Here is a 21,699-nt window from a genome sequence, read left to right on the forward strand (position 1 = left end):
AACCAATATTAGTTACGAGATTCTATAATCGCTTTTGCAATGTTTTGCGGTGCATCTGCGTACTTCAAGAACTCCATAGAGTATGAAGCACGACCCTGAGATGCTGAACGCAAATCAGTTGCATAACCAAACATTTCAGATAGAGGGACTACTGCTTGGATAAGTTTAACACCAGCGATGCCATCTTCCATACCTTCAATTATGCCACGACGGCGGTTTAAGTCACCTACTACGTCGCCCATATAATTTTCAGGAGTAGTCACTTCTACTTTCATACAAGGTTCGAGCAACACAGGGGTAGCTTCTAGCGCACCCTTTTTGAAGCCCATAGAACCCGCAATCTTAAATGCCATTTCATTCGAATCCACATCATGATATGAACCATCAAATAAAGTGACCTTTACGTCAAGTACAGGGTAGCCAGCTAAAACGCCGTTCTTCATCTGTTCTTGAATACCTTTGTCAACGGCAGGAATAAATTCACGAGGAACTGTACCCCCTACAATTTCATTGACAAATTCATAGCCTTCACCTTCTTCGCGTGGATCAATTCTTAGCCATACATGACCAAATTGACCTCGCCCACCGGATTGGCGTATAAACTTACCTTCTACTTCAACACTAGAACGAATAGTTTCACGATAGGCAACCTGAGGTTTACCCACGTTACACTCAACACCAAATTCGCGACGCATACGGTCAACGATAATGTCTAAGTGTAGCTCACCCATTCCAGATATCAGTATTTGAGCAGAGTCGTCATCAGTTTCGACTTTGAAAGAAGGGTCTTCCGCTGCTAATTTTTGCAACGCAATCGCCATTTTATCTTGGTCTGCTTTTGAACGAGGCTCAACAGCAATGGTAATTACTGGTTCTGGGAACTCCATGCGTTCTAGAATCACTTTGTGATCTATATCGCAAAGAGTATCACCTGTTGTGACATCTTTTAAACCAATTGCCGCAGCGATATCACCAGCACGTACTTCTTTTAACTCAGAGCGATCATTTGCATGCATTTGCACCATACGACCAATTCGTTCACGTTTCTGTTTAACAGAGTTGTAAACGGCTGCACCTGATTGAAGTACACCGGAATATACGCGGATAAAGGTAAGTGTTCCAACAAATGGATCAGTGGCTATCTTAAATGCTAATGCCGCAAATGGGGCATTATCATCAGATGGACGTTCTACTTCTTGCTCTTCCTCATCAATACCCTTAATTGCAGGTACATCAACTGGAGCGGGTAAGAAGTCGACCACCGCATCTAACACCGCCTGAACACCTTTGTTCTTAAATGCTGAACCACAGGTTGCTAAGACAATTTCATTATTGATAGTGCGCTGACGCAATGCATGCTTAATCTCGATTTCTGAAAGTTCACCTGTTTCCAAGTATTTATCCATCAGTTCATCTGAGGCTTCTGCAGCTGCTTCCACAAGGTACTCACGCATATCTGTTGCCTTAGCAACAAGATGTGCTGGAATTTCTTCATAAGTGAATGACATCCCTTGATCTTCTTCAGACCAATTGATGGCTTTCATCTTAATCAAATCAATAACCCCTTTAAAATCCTCTTCTGTACCAATATTCATTTGAATAGGTACACAAGTGGCTCCAAGACGATTACGGATTTGTTTAATAACACGGTCAAAGTCAGCACCAGTACGATCCATCTTGTTAACAAATACAATGCGCGGAACGTGGTATTTGTCAGCTTGACGCCATACGGTTTCTGATTGAGGTTCAACGCCTGATGAGCCACAGAAGACAACAACTGCACCATCTAACACACGTAATGAACGCTCTACTTCAATAGTGAAATCAACGTGACCTGGGGTATCGATGATATTAATACGGTGTTCAGTGAACTGAGCATCCATACCACGCCAGAAAGTGGTAACAGCAGCCGAGGTAATTGTTATACCACGCTCTTGCTCTTGTACCATCCAGTCCGTAGTGGCGGCGCCGTCATGCACCTCACCAATTTTATGAGACAGACCGGTATAGAACAAAACACGTTCAGTTGTGGTAGTTTTACCTGCGTCCACATGAGCGACGATGCCGATATTTCGGTAACGCTCAATTGGGGTTGTACGAGCCACGATTATACCCTCTCAACTAAAGCAAAATTTGCTTTAGACAATATCAACAATATGGAGCGGGCTAATGCCCGCCCCATTATATTACCAACGGTAATGAGCAAACGCTTTGTTAGCTTCTGCCATGCGGTGAACGTCTTCACGTTTCTTAACCGCAGTACCTTTGTTTTCAGACGCATCTAGCATTTCACCTGCTAGACGTAGAGCCATAGATTTTTCACCACGTTTGCGAGCAGCTTCAACTAACCAGCGCATCGCTAGTGCGTTACGACGCACTGGACGAACTTCACATGGTACTTGATAAGTAGAACCACCAACGCGACGAGATTTAACTTCGACTGATGGACGTACGTTATCAAGAGCTGCTTCAAGGATAGATAAATGATCTTCGCTTTTCTTTTCAGCGACAACATCTAACGCCTTGTAGATAATTTTTTCTGCAGTCGACTTTTTGCCGTCTTGCATAATGACGTTGATGAACTTAGCCAACAACTCACTGTGAAACTTTGGATCTGGTAGGATTTTACGTTGTCCTACAACGCGACGTCTTGGCATATTAATTCTCCGTATGCTTCAGGTATTTCCAAAACTGGAATGTTAAATAATACTAGCTTGGCCTTACTTCTAACGGGATACGTTAAGACTTAGGACGCTTAGCACCGTATTTAGAACGGCCTTGGCGACGTGTAGTCACGCCTGCACAATCTAATGCGCCACGAACAGTGTGGTAACGCACACCGGGTAAGTCTTTAACACGACCACCACGGATTAAGATTACACTATGCTCTTGCAAGTTATGGCCTTCACCACCGATGTACGAAGTTACTTCGAAACCGTTAGTAAGACGCACACGAGCTACTTTACGTAGAGCAGAGTTTGGTTTTTTTGGTGTTGTAGTGTACACACGAGTACAAACACCACGTTTTTGTGGGCACGCATTCAACGCAGGCACATTAGTCTTTTCGACTTTTGGCGCACGTGGCTTACGTACCAACTGGTTTACAGTTGCCATGTATAGCTCCGACAGTTGAATAACTCAACAATTAGGTGTGAAAAATCTATATCCCACAATGGTGGGACGCGGAATTTTAGAAAGGTAATGCCAATCTGTCAAGAAATAGCCAACTTTTGATCGAAATTCGAATAAAAAAGGCGCCAAAGGCGCCTTTTATTAACATTTTCGCAACTTAATCTTAGCTTCCTGCCAAATTAAGTAAGTCTGCTAAGTTCTGTTCAGCTTCGCTTGCTGTCACTTTTGGTGCTTCAACCTTGCCACCAGAAGCGGCTGCTTTAGCACGTTCTTCGTTACGAGTCTTATGATAAGCATAACCAGTACCCGCTGGGATCAAACGACCTACGATTACGTTTTCTTTCAGACCACGTAATGGATCACTCTTACCACCGACTGCAGCTTCAGTTAACACACGAGTCGTTTCTTGGAACGATGCTGCTGAGATGAATGATTCGGTAGCTAAAGAAGCTTTAGTTATACCTAATAAATCACGCTCAAACAATGCAGGCATCTTGCCTTGCGCTTCAAGTTCGCGGTTAGCGATCTTAACGCGAGCCACTTCAGCTTGCTCACCTTCTAAGAAGTCAGTGTCGCCGGAAGAAGTGATAATACACTTACGTAGCATCTGACGAATGATCACTTCGATATGTTTATCGTTGATCTTCACACCCTGGAGGCGGTAAACGTCCTGTACTTCGTTAACAATGTAGTTTGCTACATGATGTATACCACGAAGACGTAAGATGTCGTGTGCCGCTTCTGGGCCGTCAGCAATAACTTCTCCACGTTCGACTTTTTCACCTTCGAACACGTTTAAGTTACGCCACTTAGGGATCATCTCTTCATAATGATCGCCGCCATCGGCAGGAGTAATCACTAGACGACGCTTGCCTTTAGTTTCTTTACCGAACGAAATAGTACCAGAGATTTCTGCAAGAATTGCAGGCTCTTTTGGCTTACGCGCTTCGAATAAGTCAGCAACACGTGGAAGACCACCGGTGATGTCACGTGTTTTAGACGATTCTTGAGGAATACGTGCTAATGCGTCACCAACGTTAATTTTCGCGTTATCATCTTTTGCTACAATCGCATTACCTGGTAAGAAGTATTGAGCTGGTACTTCAGTACCAGGGATCATTAAGTCATTACCATTAGCATCGACTAAGCGGATTGCTGGGCGCATTTCTTTACCCGCTGAAGTACGTGCACCAACGTCAAGCACAACAACAGAAGAAAGACCTGTTAACTCGTCTGTTTGACGTGTCATGGTTACGCCGTCGATCATGTCAACGAACTTAACTGTACCGGCAACTTCAGAAATAATTGGGTGAGTATGTGGATCCCAGTTAGCGATTATGTCGCCAGCTGCCACTTCAGTATCTTCCAGTTTTTCTAAAACGGTACCGTATGGCACTTTGTAACGTTCTTTCTCACGACCTAGTTCATCAATGATGGCTAGTTCAGATGAACGAGAAACAATTACAAGCTTACCGTCTATGTTAGAAACATGCTTAGCATTGTGTAACTTCAGAGAACCCGCGTTCTTAACTTGAACGTTGTTTTCTGCAGAAGCTCGAGATGCCGCACCACCAATGTGGAACGTACGCATGGTTAACTGTGTACCAGGTTCACCAATAGACTGCGCCGCAACAACACCAATCGCTTCACCGTGGTTAATAATATGACCACGAGCCAAATCACGACCGTAACATGCCGCACACACACCAAAATCTGTGTCACAGGTAATTACAGAGCGTACGATAACTTCATCGATGCTGTGCTCTTCTAATGTGTCACACCATGCTTCGTCTAGTAATGTATTACGCGGCGCTAATACTTCTTCAGTACCAGGCTTCAATACATCAATAGCAACCACACGACCCAGTACGCGTTCACGCAATGGCTCAACTACATCACCACCTTCAATAAGCGGCTTCATTGTTAGACCGTGTTCAACACCACAATCATCTTCAATAACCACTAAATCTTGTGCAACGTCAACAAGACGACGAGTTAGATAACCCGAGTTAGCTGTTTTCAATGCGGTATCGGCAAGACCTTTACGCGCACCGTGAGTAGAAATAAAGTACTGAAGTACGTTTAGGCCTTCACGGAAGTTAGCGGTAATTGGGGTTTCGATGATTGAGCCATCAGGCTTAGCCATCAAACCACGCATACCCGCTAGCTGACGGATCTGTGCAGCACTACCACGAGCGCCCGAGTCAGCCATCATATAGATGCTGTTAAACGAAGCTTGTTGCTCTGGCACGCCATCACGGTTAATCACTGTCTCAATTGACAGGTTTTCCATCATCGCTTTCGATACTTTTTCGTTGGCAGATGCCCAGATATCGATGACTTTGTTGTAACGCTCACCGGCAGTTACTAGACCAGACTGGAACTGCTCTTGAATTTCAAGCACTTCAGCTTCAGCATCTGCAACTAAGGTGTATTTCTCGTCAGGAATAACCATGTCATCGATACCTACAGAGGCACCAGAGATAGTTGCAAAACGGAAACCGGTATACATTAATTGGTCAGCAAAGATAACGGTATCTTTAAGGCCTAGTTGACGATAACAAGTGTTCAACAATTTAGAAATCTGCTTCTTACCCATGTTTTGGTTAACCAAATCATATGATAAGCCTTCAGGCAGAATTAATGATAAAAGCGCACGTCCTACTGTTGTATCAACGATACGAGTAGCCTTAGTTCTTTCACCATCTTCAGCGATAGTTGTCTCTGTAACACGTACTTTAACGCGTGCATGTATCTCAACAGCACCAGTAGCATAAGCTTTCTCTACTTCTGACACGTCAGAGAATGCCATACCTTCACCGCGGCCATTAATACATTCGCGACTTGTGTAGTACAAACCTAATACAACGTCTTGAGACGGCGTAATTACTGGCTCACCGTTAGCAGGTGACAAAATGTTGTTGGTAGACATCATTAGCGCACGAGCTTCTAACTGAGCTTCAAGCGTTAATGGTACGTGTACCGCCATTTGGTCACCGTCGAAGTCGGCGTTGTATGCCGCACAAACTAACGGATGTAATTGAATCGCTTTACCTTCAATCAGAACAGGTTCAAATGCTTGAATACCTAGTCTGTGAAGTGTTGGTGCACGGTTAAGCATAACTGGATGTTCACGAATTACTTCGTCTAACACATCCCATACTTCAGCCTGTTCACGCTCAACCATTTTCTTAGCAGCTTTGATGGTTGTAGCTAGGCCACGACCTTCTAATTTGCCATAGATAAATGGTTTAAATAGCTCAAGTGCCATCTTCTTAGGAAGACCACACTGGTGCAAACGTAAAGTAGGACCTACGGTAATTACCGAACGACCAGAATAGTCAACACGCTTACCAAGTAAGTTCTGACGGAAACGACCTTGCTTACCTTTGATCATATCAGCCAAAGATTTAAGCGGGCGCTTGTTAGAACCGGTAATAGCACGACCACGACGACCGTTATCTAATAGCGCATCAACTGACTCTTGTAACATACGCTTTTCGTTACGTACGATAATGTCAGGCGCAGCTAAATCTAACAGACGCTTCAAACGGTTGTTACGGTTAATCACACGACGATATAGATCGTTAAGATCAGATGTCGCGAAACGACCACCATCTAACGGCACTAATGGGCGTAGATCAGGTGGAAGAACCGGTAACACTTTTAAGATCATCCACTCTGGCTTGTTGCCAGATGTGAAGAATGCTTCCATCAATTTCAAACGCTTGGTCACTTTTTTGCGACGAGTTTCTGAATTTATTGATGGTAACTCTTCGCGCATTTGTTCGATTTGTTGCTCAAGATCGATAGCACGTAGCAATTCTAAAACTGCCTCAGCACCCATCTTAGCTTCGAACTCATCGCCGTACTCTTCTAACGCATCTAAATACGTTTCTTCGGTCAGCATTTGGCCGCGTTCAAGCGTGGTCATGCCAGGCTCGATCACAACAAATGATTCAAAGTACAGTACGCGTTCAATATCACGTAACGTCATATCTAACATTAAGCCGATACGAGACGGTAATGATTTTAAGAACCAAATATGTGCAACTGGGCTAGCCAGTTCAATGTGACCCATGCGCTCACGACGCACTTTAGTCTGGGTAACTTCTACGCCACACTTTTCACAAATTACACCACGGTGCTTAAGACGTTTGTATTTACCACACAAACATTCGTAATCTTTAACCGGACCAAAGATACGCGCGCAGAACAAACCTTCACGTTCAGGTTTGAATGTACGGTAGTTAATGGTTTCTGGTTTTTTAACTTCACCAAATGACCAAGAGCGGATTAGATCAGGCGAAGCCAATCCAATTTTAATTCCGCTAAATTCTTCAGTCTTACTTTGCTGTTTAAGAAACTTTAATAAGTCTTTCACGTTTCTCTCCTGAAGGAGTTAAACCAGGTGCTTTGCTGATGCAAAGCACCCTTGGTTACCAAACATTGCTTAAGTGCGATGCTTACTCTTGATCCAGCTCGATATTAATACCAAGTGAACGAATTTCCTTCAACAATACGTTGAAAGACTCAGGCATGCCTGGTTGCATCTGATGGTTACCGTCGACGATGTTTTTATACATCTGAGTACGACCATTAACGTCATCCGACTTAACTGTCAGCATTTCCTGTAGAGTATAAGCTGCACCGTATGCTTCAAGTGCCCACACTTCCATCTCACCGAAACGTTGACCACCAAATTGAGCTTTACCGCCCAATGGTTGTTGTGTAACTAAGCTGTACGAACCAGTAGAACGGGCGTGCATCTTATCATCAACTAAGTGGTTCAGTTTAAGCATGTACATGTAACCAACGGTCACTTTACGCTCAAACTCGTTACCGGTACGGCCGTCACATAATGTCAACTGACCAGACTCAGGTAAGCCTGCAAGAGCAAGCATTTGCTTGATCTCTTTCTCTTTAGCACCATCGAATGCTGGTGTTGCGATTGGGATACCACCCTTAAGGTGAGTCGCCAAACGTACAACTTCATCATCAGTAAATGAATCGATATCAACGCGTTGTAACACGTCATCACCTAATTCATAGACTTGCTTGATGTAATCACGAAGTACAGCAATTTCTCGTTGCTCTTCAAGCATAGCGGTAATCTTATTACCAATGCCTTTCGCAGCAGCACCCATGTGAACTTCAAGTACCTGACCGATGTTCATACGCGATGGTACGCCCAATGGGTTTAGTACGATGTCTACTGGATTACCTTCTTCATCATATGGCATGTCTTCGACTGGACAAATCTTCGAGATAACACCTTTGTTACCATGACGACCCGCCATTTTATCACCAGGCTGGATAGTACGTTTAACGGCTAAGTAAACCTTAACAATTTTCAGTACGCCTGGAGCTAAATCATCACCTTGAGTGATCTTACGACGCTTAGTTTCAAACTTCTTGTCAAAGTCAGCGCGCAGCTCTTCGTGCTGTTCAGCTAACTGCTCAAGTTCAGTTTGTTTTGCTTCATCGTCAATCACTTGGATTAGCAAGTCTTTGCGTGGTAACTCAGCTAATTTAGCTTCAGAGAAACCAGCAGCTAATAACAAGTTACGCGCACGGCCTAATACGCCGTCTTCAAGGATCTTGAATTCTTCGCCTAAGTCTTTACGAGCTTGACGAACATGCATGTCTTCAATTTCAAGTGCACGTTTGTCTTTTTCAACGCCGTCACGGGTAAATACCTGAACGTCGATGATGGTGCCTTTCACTGAGTTAGGAACACGTAATGAGCTGTCCTTAACGTCAGAAGCTTTCTCACCAAAAATAGCTCGGAGTAGTTTCTCTTCTGGAGTTAACTGTGTTTCACCCTTGGGTGTCACTTTACCCACAAGAATATCGCCGCCCTTCACTTCTGCACCAATATAAACGATACCTGATTCATCTAATTTAGATAAAGCAGACTCGCCTACGTTTGGAATATCAGCCGTGATTTCTTCGCTACCCAATTTAGTATCACGAGCAATACAAGAAAGCTCTTGGATATGGATAGTAGTAAAACGATCTTCTTGCGCTACGCGCTCAGAAATTAAGATCGAATCTTCGAAGTTATAACCATTCCAAGGCATGAACGCGATACGCATGTTTTGACCAAGGGCCAATTCGCCAAGATCCGTAGAAGGACCATCAGCTAAAACATCACCACGAACCACTGGATCACCAGCAAAACAACAAGGACGTTGGTTAATACAAGTGTTTTGGTTTGAACGGGTATATTTTGTTAGGTTGTAAATGTCGATACCGGCTTCGCCTGCGCGTAGCTCGTCTTCATTAACTTTAACAACGATACGGCTAGCGTCAACATAGTCAACCACACCGCCACGTTTAGCCACCACCACAACACCAGAGTCAACAGCAAGAGTACGTTCAATACCAGTACCTACTAACGGCTTATCAGCACGCAGTGTAGGAACGGCTTGACGTTGCATGTTTGCACCCATCAATGCACGGTTAGCATCATCGTGTTCTAAGAACGGAATTAATGACGCTGCAACAGAAATAATCTGTTGTGGCGAAACATCCATGTACTGAACGTCAGCTGCACGCATAAAGGTAGATTCACCTTTATGACGACAAGCTATTTGGTCTTCAACCATACGACCAGCTGCATCAACTTCGATGTTAGCTTGCGCAATAACATAACGACCTTCTTCGATTGCTGATAAGTATTCAACTTCATCAGTAATAACACCGTCTACCACTTTACGGTATGGCGTTTCTAGGAAGCCGTACGAGTTTGTACGAGCAAAACTGGCTAGCGAGTTGATTAGACCAATGTTTGGACCCTCTGGGGTCTCAATTGGACATAAACGACCATAGTGAGTTGGATGTACGTCACGGACTTCGAAGCCTGCGCGTTCACGGGTCAAACCACCTGGACCTAGAGCAGAAATACGACGCTTATGCGTCACTTCTGATAAAGGATTGTTTTGGTCCATAAACTGTGACAACTGTGAAGAACCGAAGAATTCTTTCACTGCCGCAGAAATTGGCTTAGCGTTAATTAAGTCTTGTGGCATTAATTCGTTTAAATCGCCTAAAGATAGACGTTCACGAACAGCACGCTCAACACGGACTAAACCAACACGGAATTGGTTTTCAGCCATCTCACCTACGCTACGAATACGACGGTTACCTAAATGGTCAATATCGTCGACTTCATCGTACCCGTTACGGATTTCGATGATTTTCTTCATAACACAAACGATGTCTTCTTTAGACAGAACACCTGAACCTTCATCTTCAGCAATCTCAAGACGACGGTTAAACTTCATACGACCTACTTTTGATAAGTCATAACGTTCTTCACTAAAGAATAGGTTTTGGAATAAACCTTCAGCAGCATCTTTGGTTGGTGGCTCGCCAGGACGCATCATACGATAGATTTCAACTAATGCTTCTAAGCGGTTAGTTGTTGAATCTATGCGCAGTGTGTCTGCGATATAAGCACCATGATCAAGGTCATTGATAAATAACGTATCAATTTCTTTAATGCCGGCTAATGACAAATTAGCTAAATCTTCTAATGAGATTTCGCTGTTTGCTGTCACTAATACTTCACCAGTATCTTCATCGATATAATCTTGTGCAGCATACTTACCAACAATATAATCCACTGGCACTTCAAGCTCAGTGGTGTTGGTTTTTTCAAGTTGCTTAATATGGCGCGCAGTAATACGACGGCCAGCTTCAACTAACAGACTGCCTTCAGCATCTTTAATGTCATAGCTAGCTGTCTCACCGCGTAAGCGATCAGGAACTAATGACATCACTAAAGAATCTTTCTTAATCTTGAACTGAATACGCTCAAAGAATAAGTCTAGGATGTCTTGAGTAGAAAAATCTAACGCACGTAGCATGATAGTCGCAGGTAATTTACGACGACGGTCAATACGGACGAATAATGCGTCTTTAGGATCGAATTCAAAGTCAAGCCATGAACCACGGTAAGGAATAATACGTGCGTTATAAAGCACTTTACCGGAAGAGTGGGTTTTACCACGGTCATGATCAAAGAATACGCCAGGACTACGGTGTAACTGAGACACAATAACACGCTCAGTACCGTTGATAACGAACGTACCGTTATCAGTCATCAATGGGATATCACCCATGTAGACTTCTTGTTCTTTAATATCTTTTACTGTGCCAGCTGCAGCTTCACGATCAAACAACACCATGCGTAATTTAACACGCAGTGGAGCTGAATAAGTGACACCACGGATCTGACATTCTTTCACATCAAAAACTGGCTCGCCTAGTTTATAACTGACATATTGCAGCTCAGAATAACCAGAAAAGCTCTTGATAGGAAAAACGCTACGAAATGCCGCTTCAAAACCGCGTTCACCCGTAGGATCTTGATCGGTGAATTTCTTAAAAGAGTCTAACTGGATAGACAATAGATAAGGGATGTCCAAAACCTTTGGACGCTTACCAAAATCTTTGCGAATACGCTTCTTTTCAGAATAGGAGTAAACCATGGGTTTCCTCTACTTACTAGTGTGACCAAGACTGAAATACATTAATTTTTTAATATAAATCAGCGCGTTTGCCCGTCACCGTTGTCGCAAGAACCTAACCAGTAATCTCTGCTAGGAACTGCTAAAACTGGCGATAAACGGTGAATAAAAAATCGCCTGCGCATAGAGCGCAAAAAAGGCCGACGGTTAAAAAACCGCCAGCCTTCACCCAATTGCTTGGGTGAGTAAGTTAACTAAAACTTACTTGATTTCAACTTCTGCACCAGCTGCAACTAACTCAGCTTTAAGCGCTTCAGCTTCTTCTTTAGAAACAGCTTCTTTAACTGCAATTGGAGAAGATTCTGACATAGTTTTAGCTTCTTTCAGGCCTAGACCTGTAGCGCCACGAAGTGCTTTAATTACAGCAACTTTGTTAGCACCGTGAGAAGTAAGAATTACGTCGAATTCTGTTTGCTCTTCAGCAGCTGCGCCAGCATCGCCAACAGCTACAGTTGCAGCAGCAGCAGAAACACCGAATTTCTCTTCCATTGCTTCGATTAGTTCAACAACTTCCATTACAGACATTGCTGCGAAAGCTTCTAAGATTTGGTCTTTAGTGATAGACATTAGAAATATTTCCTATTGTTCTGAATTCAATTTTATTAAGCGGCCAACTTATAATTAAGCGGCTTCTTGTTTTTGATCGCGAAGGGCGGCCAATGTACGTACGAACTTGCCAGCAGATGCTTCTTTCATAGTCATCATTAACTGAGCTAGTGCTTCGTCGTATGTTGGTAGTTTCGCTAAACGATCAATTTCAACTGCAGGGATAAACATCCCTTCGAAAGCTGCACCTTTAACTTCAAACTTTGCTTGCTCTTTAGCGAAATCTTTTAAAAGACGCGCTGCAGCACCTGGGTGCTCTAGAGAGAAGGCGATTAAAGTTGGGCCAGTGAACGTTTCTGCAAGGCATTCAAATGAAGTACCTTCAACAGCACGCTTAGCTAAAGTGTTACGTACTACACGTACATAAACACCATTAGCGCGAGCTGCTTTACGCAGAACAGTCATGGCACTTACAGTTACACCGCGTGAATCGGCAACAACTGCAGAAAGCGCACCTTTGGCAGCTTCGTTGACTTCAGCAACAATTGCCTTTTTGTCTTCGAGTCTTAATGCCATTAGGCTTTACTCCTGGATTCTACCTAGGGAAATCCCTAGAATTTACCAAACCAAATACAATATGTAGATGGCTACTTACGGTGCAGATTTTCCAGTAAAAAAATTTAGCTGGGGCCTGACACCGTCTACGCAGGAAATTAAGTTAACCTTACGATAAACACCTGCGGTCTTGGACGGAAACTCACTTTTTAGCCAATATACCTTAATGAATTAAGGCAATATCAAGTAAAAGGAGCTTCAACCCACAATTTGCGCGCATTGTAGACTAATGCGCGCAAATTGTAAAATTACTTAATGTCTTCCAAGCTAGCTTGGTCGACTGCAACACCTGCACCCATAGTGGTAGAGATGCTAACTTTTTTCACGTAAATGCCTTTAGCAACTGCAGGCTTAGCCTTTTTCAGTGCTGACACTAACGCTTCTAAGTTTTCTTTTAACTGTTCAACAGTGAAATCCACTTTACCGATAGTAGTGTGGATAATACCGTTTTTGTCGTTGCGGTAACGAACTTGACCAGCTTTAGCATTCTTAACTGCTTCTGCAACGTTAGGCGTTACAGTACCAGTTTTAGGGTTAGGCATTAAACCACGTGGGCCTAAGATTTGACCTAACATACCAACAACGCGCATTGCGTCTGGTGATGCGATAACAACGTCAAAGTTCATTTCGCCAGCTTTAATTTGAGCAGCTAGGTCGTCCATACCCACAAGTTCAGCACCCGCAGCTTTAGCAGCTTCAGCGTTTGCACCTTGAGTGAATACAGCAACACGAACGTCACGACCAGTACCGTGTGGAAGTACAGTAGCACCACGTACGTTTTGATCTGATTTACGAGGATCGATACCAAGGTTAACAGCTACGTCAACACTTTCTACGAATTTAGCTGTTGCTAATTCTTTTAAAAGTGCTACTGCTTCGTTGATGTCATACTGCTTAGTACCATCAACTTTTTCGCGAATTACGCGAGCGCGTTTACTTAGCTTTGCCATTATATTAGTCCTCTACTACCAAACCCATTGAACGTGCAGTACCTTCAATTGAGCGAGTCATCGCTTCAATATCAGCACCAGTCATATCAGCCGCTTTAGATTCAGCAATTTCCTGAACAGCGCTACGCTTGATAGTTCCTACTTTCTGTGTATTAGGACGGCCTGAACCTGATTTCAAACCAGCTGCTTTAAGCAGTAGGAAAGATGCAGGTGGAGTCTTAGTTTCAAAAGTGAAAGAACGGTCACTGTATACAGTGATAACAACAGGAATTGGCATGCCTTTTTCGAACTTTTCAGTACGAGCGTTGAATGCTTTACAGAATTCCATGATGTTCACACCTTTTTGACCTAAAGCAGGACCAACTGGTGGAGACGGGTTTGCAGCACCGGCTGCTACTTGTAGCTTAATATAAGCTTCAATCTTCTTTGCCATGTCGACATTTCCTCTATTTGGGTTCAAACGCATCTTGGCGACATGCCAATTTGCTCCCCCTGAAACAACGGGTGCGAATTATACAAAAATCCACACCCGCAAACAATCAATATTTTGTGGTTATTTTAATCAGCTTTTTTCAACCTGATGAAAATCAAGTTCAACAGGTGTTGAGCGACCAAAAATCATCACAGAAACTTTAACGCGATTCTTCTCATAATCGACTTCTTCGATAGTTCCGTTAAAATCTGCAAATGGTCCGTCACACACACGAACCACTTCACCTGGTTCATAAATAACACGGTGTGTCGGCGAAGTAACAGTGTCCTGTAAACGCTGTAGTATGTTATTTGCTTCTTTCTCTGAAATCGGCGCTGGACGATCTGATGTACCACCAATAAAGCCCATTACACGAGGAATGCTCTTTACTAAGTGCCAGCTATCATCATTCATTTCCATTTGTACTAACACATAGCCCGGAAAGAATTTACGCTCACTTTTACGACGTTGACCTGCACGCATTTCAACGACTTCTTCTGTTGGCACTAAAATCTCGCCGAAGTAATCTTCCATACTGTGCATTTTGATATGTTCAAGTAGTGTTTTAAGTACACGACCTTCATAACCTGAAAAGGCTTGAATAACATACCATCTTTTCTTCGCTTCTGTAGCTTCAGTCATGTTTAAATGCCTATACGCCTGTAATTAAATTCACAACTCGCAATAAGATTGCGTCTAATCCCCAAAGGATCAATGCAACAACACCTGTTGCAGCAAGAACGATAAACGTTGTGGTAAGAGCTTCTTGGCGAGTTGGCCAAATCACTTTACGCACTTCAATATGTGCTTCGCGAGCAAATGAAAGTGCTTGCTTACCTTTAACGGTTTGAAATGCTATGAAGCCAGCAATTGCAAAAGTGACAATTACACCAGCAACACGAGCCACTACACTGGCTTCTGCAAAAAATTGGTTAGCAATAACTGCTGCTAAAACTAGCAATACAGCCACGCTCCATTTCACGATATCCAGAGAATTACCCTGGCTTTCAGTACTTGTTGTCATCTGTTAATTCCGTTACTCAATACGACCTGAGCTTAGCAACAGTGAACTGCCACTACATTCCCGAGTTACCCCAGAAACTATCACAGCACAGGGTCAAAAATCGGTCATAGATTGTATTCTGATTCAGCTCTATTCGCAACATGACTGGTGGTCTTATGCGAATAAATCAGTAAAAAACTTGCGTTTTATCTTAATGCAGGCAGCCAAAACAAAAAAGGAAGCCTAAGCTTCCTTTTTCAGTGTTAACTAAATTCGCAATTAAGCAATAATTTTAGCTACAACACCAGCACCAACTGTACGGCCACCTTCACGGATAGCAAAACGTAAACCGTCGTCCATCGCGATTGGGTAAATCAAAGTAACAACCATCTTGATGTTGTCACCAGGCATTACCATTTCTACGCCTTCTGGCAATTCGATAGTACCAGTTACGTCCGTTGTACGGAAATAGAACTGTGGACGGTATCCTTTGAAGAATGGAGTGTGACGTCCGCCTTCTTCTTTTGATAACACGTATACTTCTGATTCGAAAGTAGTGTGTGGGTTGATTGAACCAGGCTTAGCTAGTACTTGGCCACGTTCTACGTCATCACGCTTAGTACCACGTAATAACACACCACAGTTCTCGCCAGCACGACCTTCGTCAAGTAGCTTACGGAACATTTCTACGCCAGTACAAGTTGTTTTAGTTGTGTCTTTAACACCTACAATTTCAACTTCGTCTGATACGCGTACAATACCACGCTCAACACGACCAGTTACCACTGTACCACGACCTGAAATCGAGAATACGTCTTCGATTGGTAGTAGGAATGGCTTATCGATGTCACGCTCTGGCTCTGGAATATAAGTATCTAGTGCTTCTGCAAGCTCAAGAATCTTACCTTCCCATGCTGCATCGCCTTCTAACGCTTTTAATGCAGAACCTTGGATAACTGGTAAGTCATCACCTGGGAAGTCGTATTCTGAAAGAAGCTCACGCACTTCCATTTCTACTAATTCTAATAGCTCTTCGTCATCAACCATGTCACATTTGTTCATGAATACGATGATGAAAGGTACACCTACTTGACGAGAAAGTAGGATGTGCTCACGTGTTTGTGGCATTGGGCCGTCTGTAGCTGCAACTACTAAGATTGCGCCATCCATCTGTGCAGCACCAGTGATCATGTTTTTAACATAATCCGCGTGACCTGGACAGTCGACGTGTGCATAGTGACGAATTGGTGTGTCATATTCGATGTGAGAAGTATTAATAGTAATACCGCGCTCACGCTCTTCTGGAGCGTTATCGATTTGAGCGAAGTTACGCACTTCACCACCATAAGTCTTAGCTAACACAGCAGAAATAGCTGCAGTTAAAGTTGTTTTACCATGGTCAACGTGACCGATGGTGCCTACGTTTACGTGGGGCTTCTTACGTTCAAATTTAGCTTTTGCCATGGTATAGCCTCAATCCAATAGTTTGGTGATGAAAACACACACATAATAAAAATCCGATGCATATATATGACATCGAATCGATTTTTTAGTCAGGCGATTATTTTTTGTAGGATTGTGCTGATAAGCATGGCAGTAATACCGACTAACCTTGACTTAAGGTTTGCTCAATTAATTGAGCCATATCAGCAAACAAACTTGGAGCGGATGGCGGGAATCGAACCCGCGTTATCAGCTTGGAAGGCTGGAGTAATACCATTATACGACATCCGCGCAACCTACATAGGCTACCTAACTACCTAAAAAATGGTGGAGGGAGAAGGATTCGAACCTTCGAAGGCTGAGCCGTCAGATTTACAGTCTGATCCCTTTGGCCACTCGGGAACCCCTCCAGAAAAATGGTGCCGGCACCAAGAGTCGAACTCGGGACCTACTGATTACAAGTCAGTTGCTCTACCAACTGAGCTATGCCGGCGCATCATTTCGGGAACGGATATTAGGTAAATGTGGCGCTAAGTGCAATAGAAAAATTATAAAAAAGCTAAATAAACTCTCAATTGTCGTTTTTTTATTCGCGAAGCGTTAAATATAACCAATAATTAACCATTATTTTTATTCGGTCAGTTAATTGAATCTTAAAGTATTGTTCCAGTAATACGGATCGTGTAATGTGCCAGACCCAGTATAAAGTTGGCTTATTAATGAAAAACAGCATTCAACAAGCGCTATATCTCTCCTTCGAACGTCATAAATGGGCGGAGTTGCGCAATTCTGTTCCCTTAACATTATGTCAGGAAGAGCTTGAAAACCTAAGGGGCATGAATGAGAAGTTATCATTAGATGAAGTAACTGACATTTATCTACCATTAAGTCGGTTACTTAACCTTATCGTAGGAGCTAAGCAACAACGGGGAATGATTGTAGACAAGTTCTTGGAGCAAAGCGCTTCTCGTTCACCCTACATTATCAGTATTGCAGGTAGTGTTGCTGTTGGAAAAAGTACCACTGCACGTATTCTGCAAACCTTATTACAACGCTGGCCAGAACATCCAAAAGTCGATTTAGTCACAACCGATGGTTTCCTGTACCCACTAGCAGACTTAAAACGCAAGGGATTACTCCAGCGCAAAGGCTTTCCTGAAAGTTATGACATGAAAATGTTAGTCGACTTCATTTCCGCAGTGAAAACCGGTGAACCGCGTGTTTTAGCCCCTTTATATTCCCATGTGACCTATGATCGATGTCATGATCAACATCAAGTGATAGAACAACCGGATATTCTTATACTTGAAGGGTTAAATGTTTTACAAACAGGTCTAGATTCTCCCATTGATTTAAGACGTCCATTTGTATCTGACTTTGTCGACTTTTCGATATATGTCGATGCAGAAGAACATTTATTAAAAGAATGGTACCAGCAGCGATTTTTGCAATTTCGAAAAGGCGCATTTAGCGACCCATTATCATTTTTCCATCACTACGCGGCATTGTCCGATAGTGAGGCAAATGCCATTTCTGCTAATATTTGGGACACGATTAATGGCCCAAATTTAAACTTGAATATTCAACCGACTCGAGAACGCGCAAATTTGATCCTCAAAAAAGGTGAAAATCACCTAATGGATAATGTGTTACTGAGAAAGTAACCTTAAGTTCACACGCGCTAAGTTAGGCGCGTCGTAAACTTATTTCACCGCCAATAAAGGTTTTTAGCCCTTCATTAGTATCAATTATAATCCCTCCTTGTTGATCTATTCCCTTGTAAACACCTTCAACTTCATTAGGCGCCATCAGCAACTTGATAGGCTTGTCAGTAAATAAGTCGTATTGCTGCCAAAAATCAATAAATGGAACCAAACCCTGCTTATCAAACAGTTGAATATCACTTTTTAAGTGCTGATGTAGCTTTGCCAATAACAAGGTTTTATCGGGCAATTGATTTTGGCTAGTTAAATCGCTCCAAGGCTGATCAATAAGTTCGCCCTGTACAGCCGACATACTCATGTTAATCCCAAAGCCGATTACCAGCTCAGTTTGTTGTGCATTGGTTTGCGCCACTTCAATTAAAATTCCAGCCAGCTTTTTACCCTCTAAATAAATATCATTAGGCCATTTAAGCCCTAGCCCAGTCACACCCATATCAGTTAACGCTTTGACGATTGAGCACGCTATAACCAGACTTAACCCCATAGCTTTGGTTACATCACTGTCAAAACGCCAAAATAGGGATGCATAAAGATGGTTACCATAGGGAGACTGCCACTGCCTACCACGCCTGCCGCGGCCGGCTGATTGATATTCAGCAACACAAATATCACCAGACTTAAGGTCTTCATGGTGGCTTAACAGAAAACTATTAGTGCTATTTATTTCATCAAAATAAAAACATCTGTTATCTATCTGGTTAATCAATCTATTTTCATCAACTAATGCTATTGGGTTGGCGAGCTTATACCCTTTGCCCTTCACACTAAAAATCTCAACACCATATTCTGATAATGAGTCAATATGCTGATTAACCGCCATTCTGGTTAAGCTAATTTGACTTGCTATTTTCTCGCCAGAAGTAAAATGTTCTGCGCTCAGCAAGGACAGTATTGAACGTTTACGCGACCAATGTTCATTCATGATAAAACGACCTCTCCAAATTGCGCCATCATCCTAGGTTCAGTTTCTAGAGATACTTCAAATCGCTGCTCAATAACATCAATAACATGTAACGCGAGTTGACAGATATCATTGCCGGTTGCATTAGCAGAGTTCACTAAAACTAGTGCCTGCAGTTGATGAACCGATGCACCGCCGATAGAAAACCCTTTAAGCCCAGCATTTTCGATTAACCAGCCTGCGGCTAGTTTTACTAGACTATTTTCTAAGCTGTAGCCGATTATTTGTGGAAATTTTTCTTTTAAAGTTTCAAATTTATCAGTGTTAATAATTGGGTTTTTAAAAAAGCTGCCAACATTTCCTAATACCGCAGGGTCTGGTAATTTTGACTGTCTTATTTGGCAAACTAGTTCAAAAACCTGTTTCGCACTGACAGTCGTAGAATCAAGTGTGTTTAATGGAGCGTAGTCCAGCTGCGGCACCCAAACTTTAGTTAACTTAATTTTGACAGCTGTAATGACAGCTTTGTGTTTAAGTTGTTGCTTAAAAATTGACTCTCTATAATCAAATTGGCAATCTGCAGCCATAATTTCATACAGTTGTGATGAATCAAGATCGAGGAACTCGACAGAATGGCAAACCTGACTAAATTCCACCCCGTAAGCACCGATATTTTGGATCGGTGCAGCACCAACAGTGCCGGGTATTAACGCTAAGTTTTCAATACCGTAGAAATTATGTTCCACGCAATACGCCACCAGCTCATGCCAACTCTCACCAGCTTCAACAGTAAGCAGTACCTCATTCCCTTCTTGTTCTACAGCAATCCCTTTAGTCGCAATTTTAACCACAGATCCTGCAAAATCTTCAGTGAAGACAACATTACTGCCACCACCGAGTATCATTAACGCTTTATCTGAGTGATATAAGGATAGGCAATTCTCGATAAGAGACGCTTTAGAATCTACGACAAATAGTTCATCACAAGACTGTTCTAGTCCCAGGGTATTGTGTTTAAGCAGAGATACTGACATATAGATAACATGGTAAATACAAGATGATTTATTGTAACAGGTATCAAGCGAATCAAAGAAACCAAAATATTTAAGTACAACAAACAAACGCTTTGTTGTTGATTTTATTAATTACAAACGTAAAAACTGACATAGACATTACCATACAACTCACTTAATAGTTTTTTTGAGAGTCGTTAAATAATTTTTAAGTGCATGTATTGTTGTTACTTTATTCTTATTCCACTCAGAAATATGAGAGCTAAACAATCAACTTTATCGCTTAAGCTGGGCTATTTATTGCTAGAGTGGTATTATCCTGCCCCCTTGTCGGCAGCGACCTATTACTGGTGATGACCGCACAAGATATAATCATAATAAATCTCTGTACACGTTGTGGGTGCTAGCATACCCAGAACCAATAAAATTGCGGGTTCCCTCACCCCGCCTAATCTCAATAAAAAGGCCACAAGATGTTAACACTTACCCCGACGCAGACGCGCCGTGCGCTGCTATTTTTAGTCAGCTTTCATATATTGATAATTTGTGCCAGTAATTACTTGGTTCAGTTACCGTTTCAAGTATTCGGCTATCACACCACTTGGGGAGCATTTAGCTTTCCTTTTGTGTACTTAGCCACGGATTTAACCGTGCGCATATTTGGTCAGCAAGCCGCTAGACAAATCATTTTTAAAGCCATGTTTCCTGCTTTAATTGTGTCATATCTAATTGGCGTACTATTTCATCAAGGCCAATTTCAACAATTTGACGCCTTACTCGAAGCCAATACTTTTGTATTCCGCATCGCCTTTGCAAGCTTCATTGCTTATCTTATTGGCCAATTAATGGATATAACGGTATTTGCGCAATTAAGAAAAGCCCGTGCATGGTGGATAGCCCCTGCTGCGTCAACCTTAATTGGTAACTTAGTCGACACTTTAGTCTTTTTCAGTGTGGCATTTTATGCCTCTACCGATACTTTTATGGCGCAACACTGGCCAGAAATAGCGACCATAGATTATGGTTTTAAATTGATTGTCAGTTTGGGATTATTTTTACCCGCTTACGGGGTGTTATTGCGCGTATTACAAGATAAGTTATTAAGTACGCATCAACATTCAAGACGCATTTTATAACCTTATTATTCTATTAGCATAATAAGCGTGATGGTTTCGGCTATCGCGCTTTTTTATTGTCTTAAAGTTGGTAAATGAAGTGTAAAGAATAAAAAAAGAGTTTATTTAACCTGCAAACGATAATGAGAATGATTATTATTCATTTGCGTTCCAAAGCTCAGTTACGATTTTAAAGATTCATCACCTTTATTGTTACGCTGAGTTCGCAAGCACGACATTGCTCACAC

Annotated in this window: 16 protein-coding genes and 3 tRNA genes; 2 read left to right on the forward strand and 17 right to left on the reverse strand. The window is 42.5% G+C overall.

The window, feature by feature from the left end:
* Positions 1-8: 8 nt before the first annotated feature.
* From fusA to ACRWQL_RS09690, 15 genes are all read right to left on the reverse strand, one after another.
* The gene (gene fusA, locus ACRWQL_RS09620; RefSeq protein ID WP_434927797.1) at positions 9-2,105 is read right to left on the reverse strand and encodes an elongation factor G; all 2,097 of its coding nucleotides are present in this window, start codon (positions 2,103-2,105) and stop codon (positions 9-11) included.
* A gap of 81 nt (positions 2,106-2,186) precedes the next feature.
* The gene (gene rpsG / locus ACRWQL_RS09625) at positions 2,187-2,657 is read right to left on the reverse strand and encodes a 30S ribosomal protein S7 (protein WP_226411997.1); all 471 of its coding nucleotides are present in this window, start codon (positions 2,655-2,657) and stop codon (positions 2,187-2,189) included.
* Between the two features lie 82 nt (positions 2,658-2,739).
* On the reverse strand, positions 2,740-3,114 hold the full coding sequence (gene rpsL, locus ACRWQL_RS09630) for a 30S ribosomal protein S12 (protein ID WP_025823559.1): 375 nt from the start codon (positions 3,112-3,114) through the stop codon (positions 2,740-2,742).
* Positions 3,115-3,295: 181 nt separating this feature from the next.
* Complete coding sequence (gene rpoC, locus ACRWQL_RS09635) at positions 3,296-7,516, reverse strand: DNA-directed RNA polymerase subunit beta' (protein WP_434927795.1); 4,221 nt, start codon at positions 7,514-7,516, stop codon at positions 3,296-3,298.
* 82 nt (positions 7,517-7,598) lie between these two features.
* Positions 7,599-11,630: a DNA-directed RNA polymerase subunit beta gene (rpoB, locus tag ACRWQL_RS09640; RefSeq protein ID WP_434927794.1), complete on the reverse strand. Its 4,032-nt coding sequence runs from the start codon at positions 11,628-11,630 to the stop codon at positions 7,599-7,601.
* A 240-nt stretch (positions 11,631-11,870) separates the two neighbouring features.
* Positions 11,871-12,236, reverse strand: a complete 366-nt coding sequence (rplL, locus tag ACRWQL_RS09645; protein ID WP_434927793.1) for a 50S ribosomal protein L7/L12 — start codon at positions 12,234-12,236, stop codon at positions 11,871-11,873.
* A 54-nt stretch (positions 12,237-12,290) separates the two neighbouring features.
* Complete coding sequence (gene rplJ / locus ACRWQL_RS09650) at positions 12,291-12,791, reverse strand: 50S ribosomal protein L10 (protein WP_434927792.1); 501 nt, start codon at positions 12,789-12,791, stop codon at positions 12,291-12,293.
* A 287-nt stretch (positions 12,792-13,078) separates the two neighbouring features.
* On the reverse strand, positions 13,079-13,780 hold the full coding sequence (rplA, locus tag ACRWQL_RS09655; RefSeq protein ID WP_434927791.1) for a 50S ribosomal protein L1: 702 nt from the start codon (positions 13,778-13,780) through the stop codon (positions 13,079-13,081).
* Positions 13,781-13,784: 4 nt separating this feature from the next.
* Positions 13,785-14,213 (reverse strand): 50S ribosomal protein L11, encoded by a 429-nt coding sequence (rplK, locus tag ACRWQL_RS09660; RefSeq protein WP_182771917.1) that lies wholly within the window; start codon positions 14,211-14,213, stop codon positions 13,785-13,787.
* A gap of 129 nt (positions 14,214-14,342) precedes the next feature.
* Positions 14,343-14,894, reverse strand: a complete 552-nt coding sequence (gene nusG, locus ACRWQL_RS09665) for a transcription termination/antitermination protein NusG (protein ID WP_226412009.1) — start codon at positions 14,892-14,894, stop codon at positions 14,343-14,345.
* Between the two features lie 10 nt (positions 14,895-14,904).
* Positions 14,905-15,276, reverse strand: coding sequence for a preprotein translocase subunit SecE (gene secE / locus ACRWQL_RS09670; protein ID WP_226412011.1), 372 nt, complete (start codon positions 15,274-15,276; stop codon positions 14,905-14,907).
* 258 nt (positions 15,277-15,534) lie between these two features.
* On the reverse strand, positions 15,535-16,719 hold the full coding sequence (tuf, locus tag ACRWQL_RS09675; RefSeq protein WP_434927790.1) for an elongation factor Tu: 1,185 nt from the start codon (positions 16,717-16,719) through the stop codon (positions 15,535-15,537).
* 196 nt (positions 16,720-16,915) lie between these two features.
* A tRNA-Gly gene (locus ACRWQL_RS09680) sits at positions 16,916-16,989 on the reverse strand.
* Between the two features lie 34 nt (positions 16,990-17,023).
* Positions 17,024-17,108: transfer RNA gene (locus ACRWQL_RS09685), tRNA-Tyr, on the reverse strand.
* Between the two features lie 7 nt (positions 17,109-17,115).
* Positions 17,116-17,191: transfer RNA gene (locus ACRWQL_RS09690), tRNA-Thr, on the reverse strand.
* 226 nt (positions 17,192-17,417) lie between these two features.
* On the opposite strand from ACRWQL_RS09690, the gene coaA reads away from it, so the two are divergent.
* Positions 17,418-18,362, forward strand: a complete 945-nt coding sequence (gene coaA, locus ACRWQL_RS09695) for a type I pantothenate kinase (protein ID WP_434927789.1) — start codon at positions 17,418-17,420, stop codon at positions 18,360-18,362.
* A gap of 22 nt (positions 18,363-18,384) precedes the next feature.
* Here the strand turns inward: coaA and birA are convergent, their stop codons facing one another.
* Together birA and murB are read right to left on the reverse strand one after the other, a co-directional pair.
* Positions 18,385-19,344: a bifunctional biotin--[acetyl-CoA-carboxylase] ligase/biotin operon repressor BirA gene (gene birA, locus ACRWQL_RS09700; RefSeq protein ID WP_434927788.1), complete on the reverse strand. Its 960-nt coding sequence runs from the start codon at positions 19,342-19,344 to the stop codon at positions 18,385-18,387.
* Positions 19,341-20,363, reverse strand: coding sequence for a UDP-N-acetylmuramate dehydrogenase (murB, locus tag ACRWQL_RS09705; protein WP_434953357.1), 1,023 nt, complete (start codon positions 20,361-20,363; stop codon positions 19,341-19,343). Before murB ends, birA begins: the two co-directional genes overlap by 4 nt.
* A gap of 446 nt (positions 20,364-20,809) precedes the next feature.
* On the opposite strand from murB, the gene ACRWQL_RS09710 reads away from it, so the two are divergent.
* On the forward strand, positions 20,810-21,472 hold the full coding sequence (locus ACRWQL_RS09710) for a 7-cyano-7-deazaguanine/7-aminomethyl-7-deazaguanine transporter (RefSeq protein WP_434953249.1): 663 nt from the start codon (positions 20,810-20,812) through the stop codon (positions 21,470-21,472).
* Positions 21,473-21,699: the final 227 nt, after the last annotated feature.

This window comes from Shewanella sp. HL-SH4, from assembly GCF_051164845.1.
GTDB lineage: Bacteria > Pseudomonadota > Gammaproteobacteria > Enterobacterales > Shewanellaceae > Shewanella > Shewanella glacialimarina.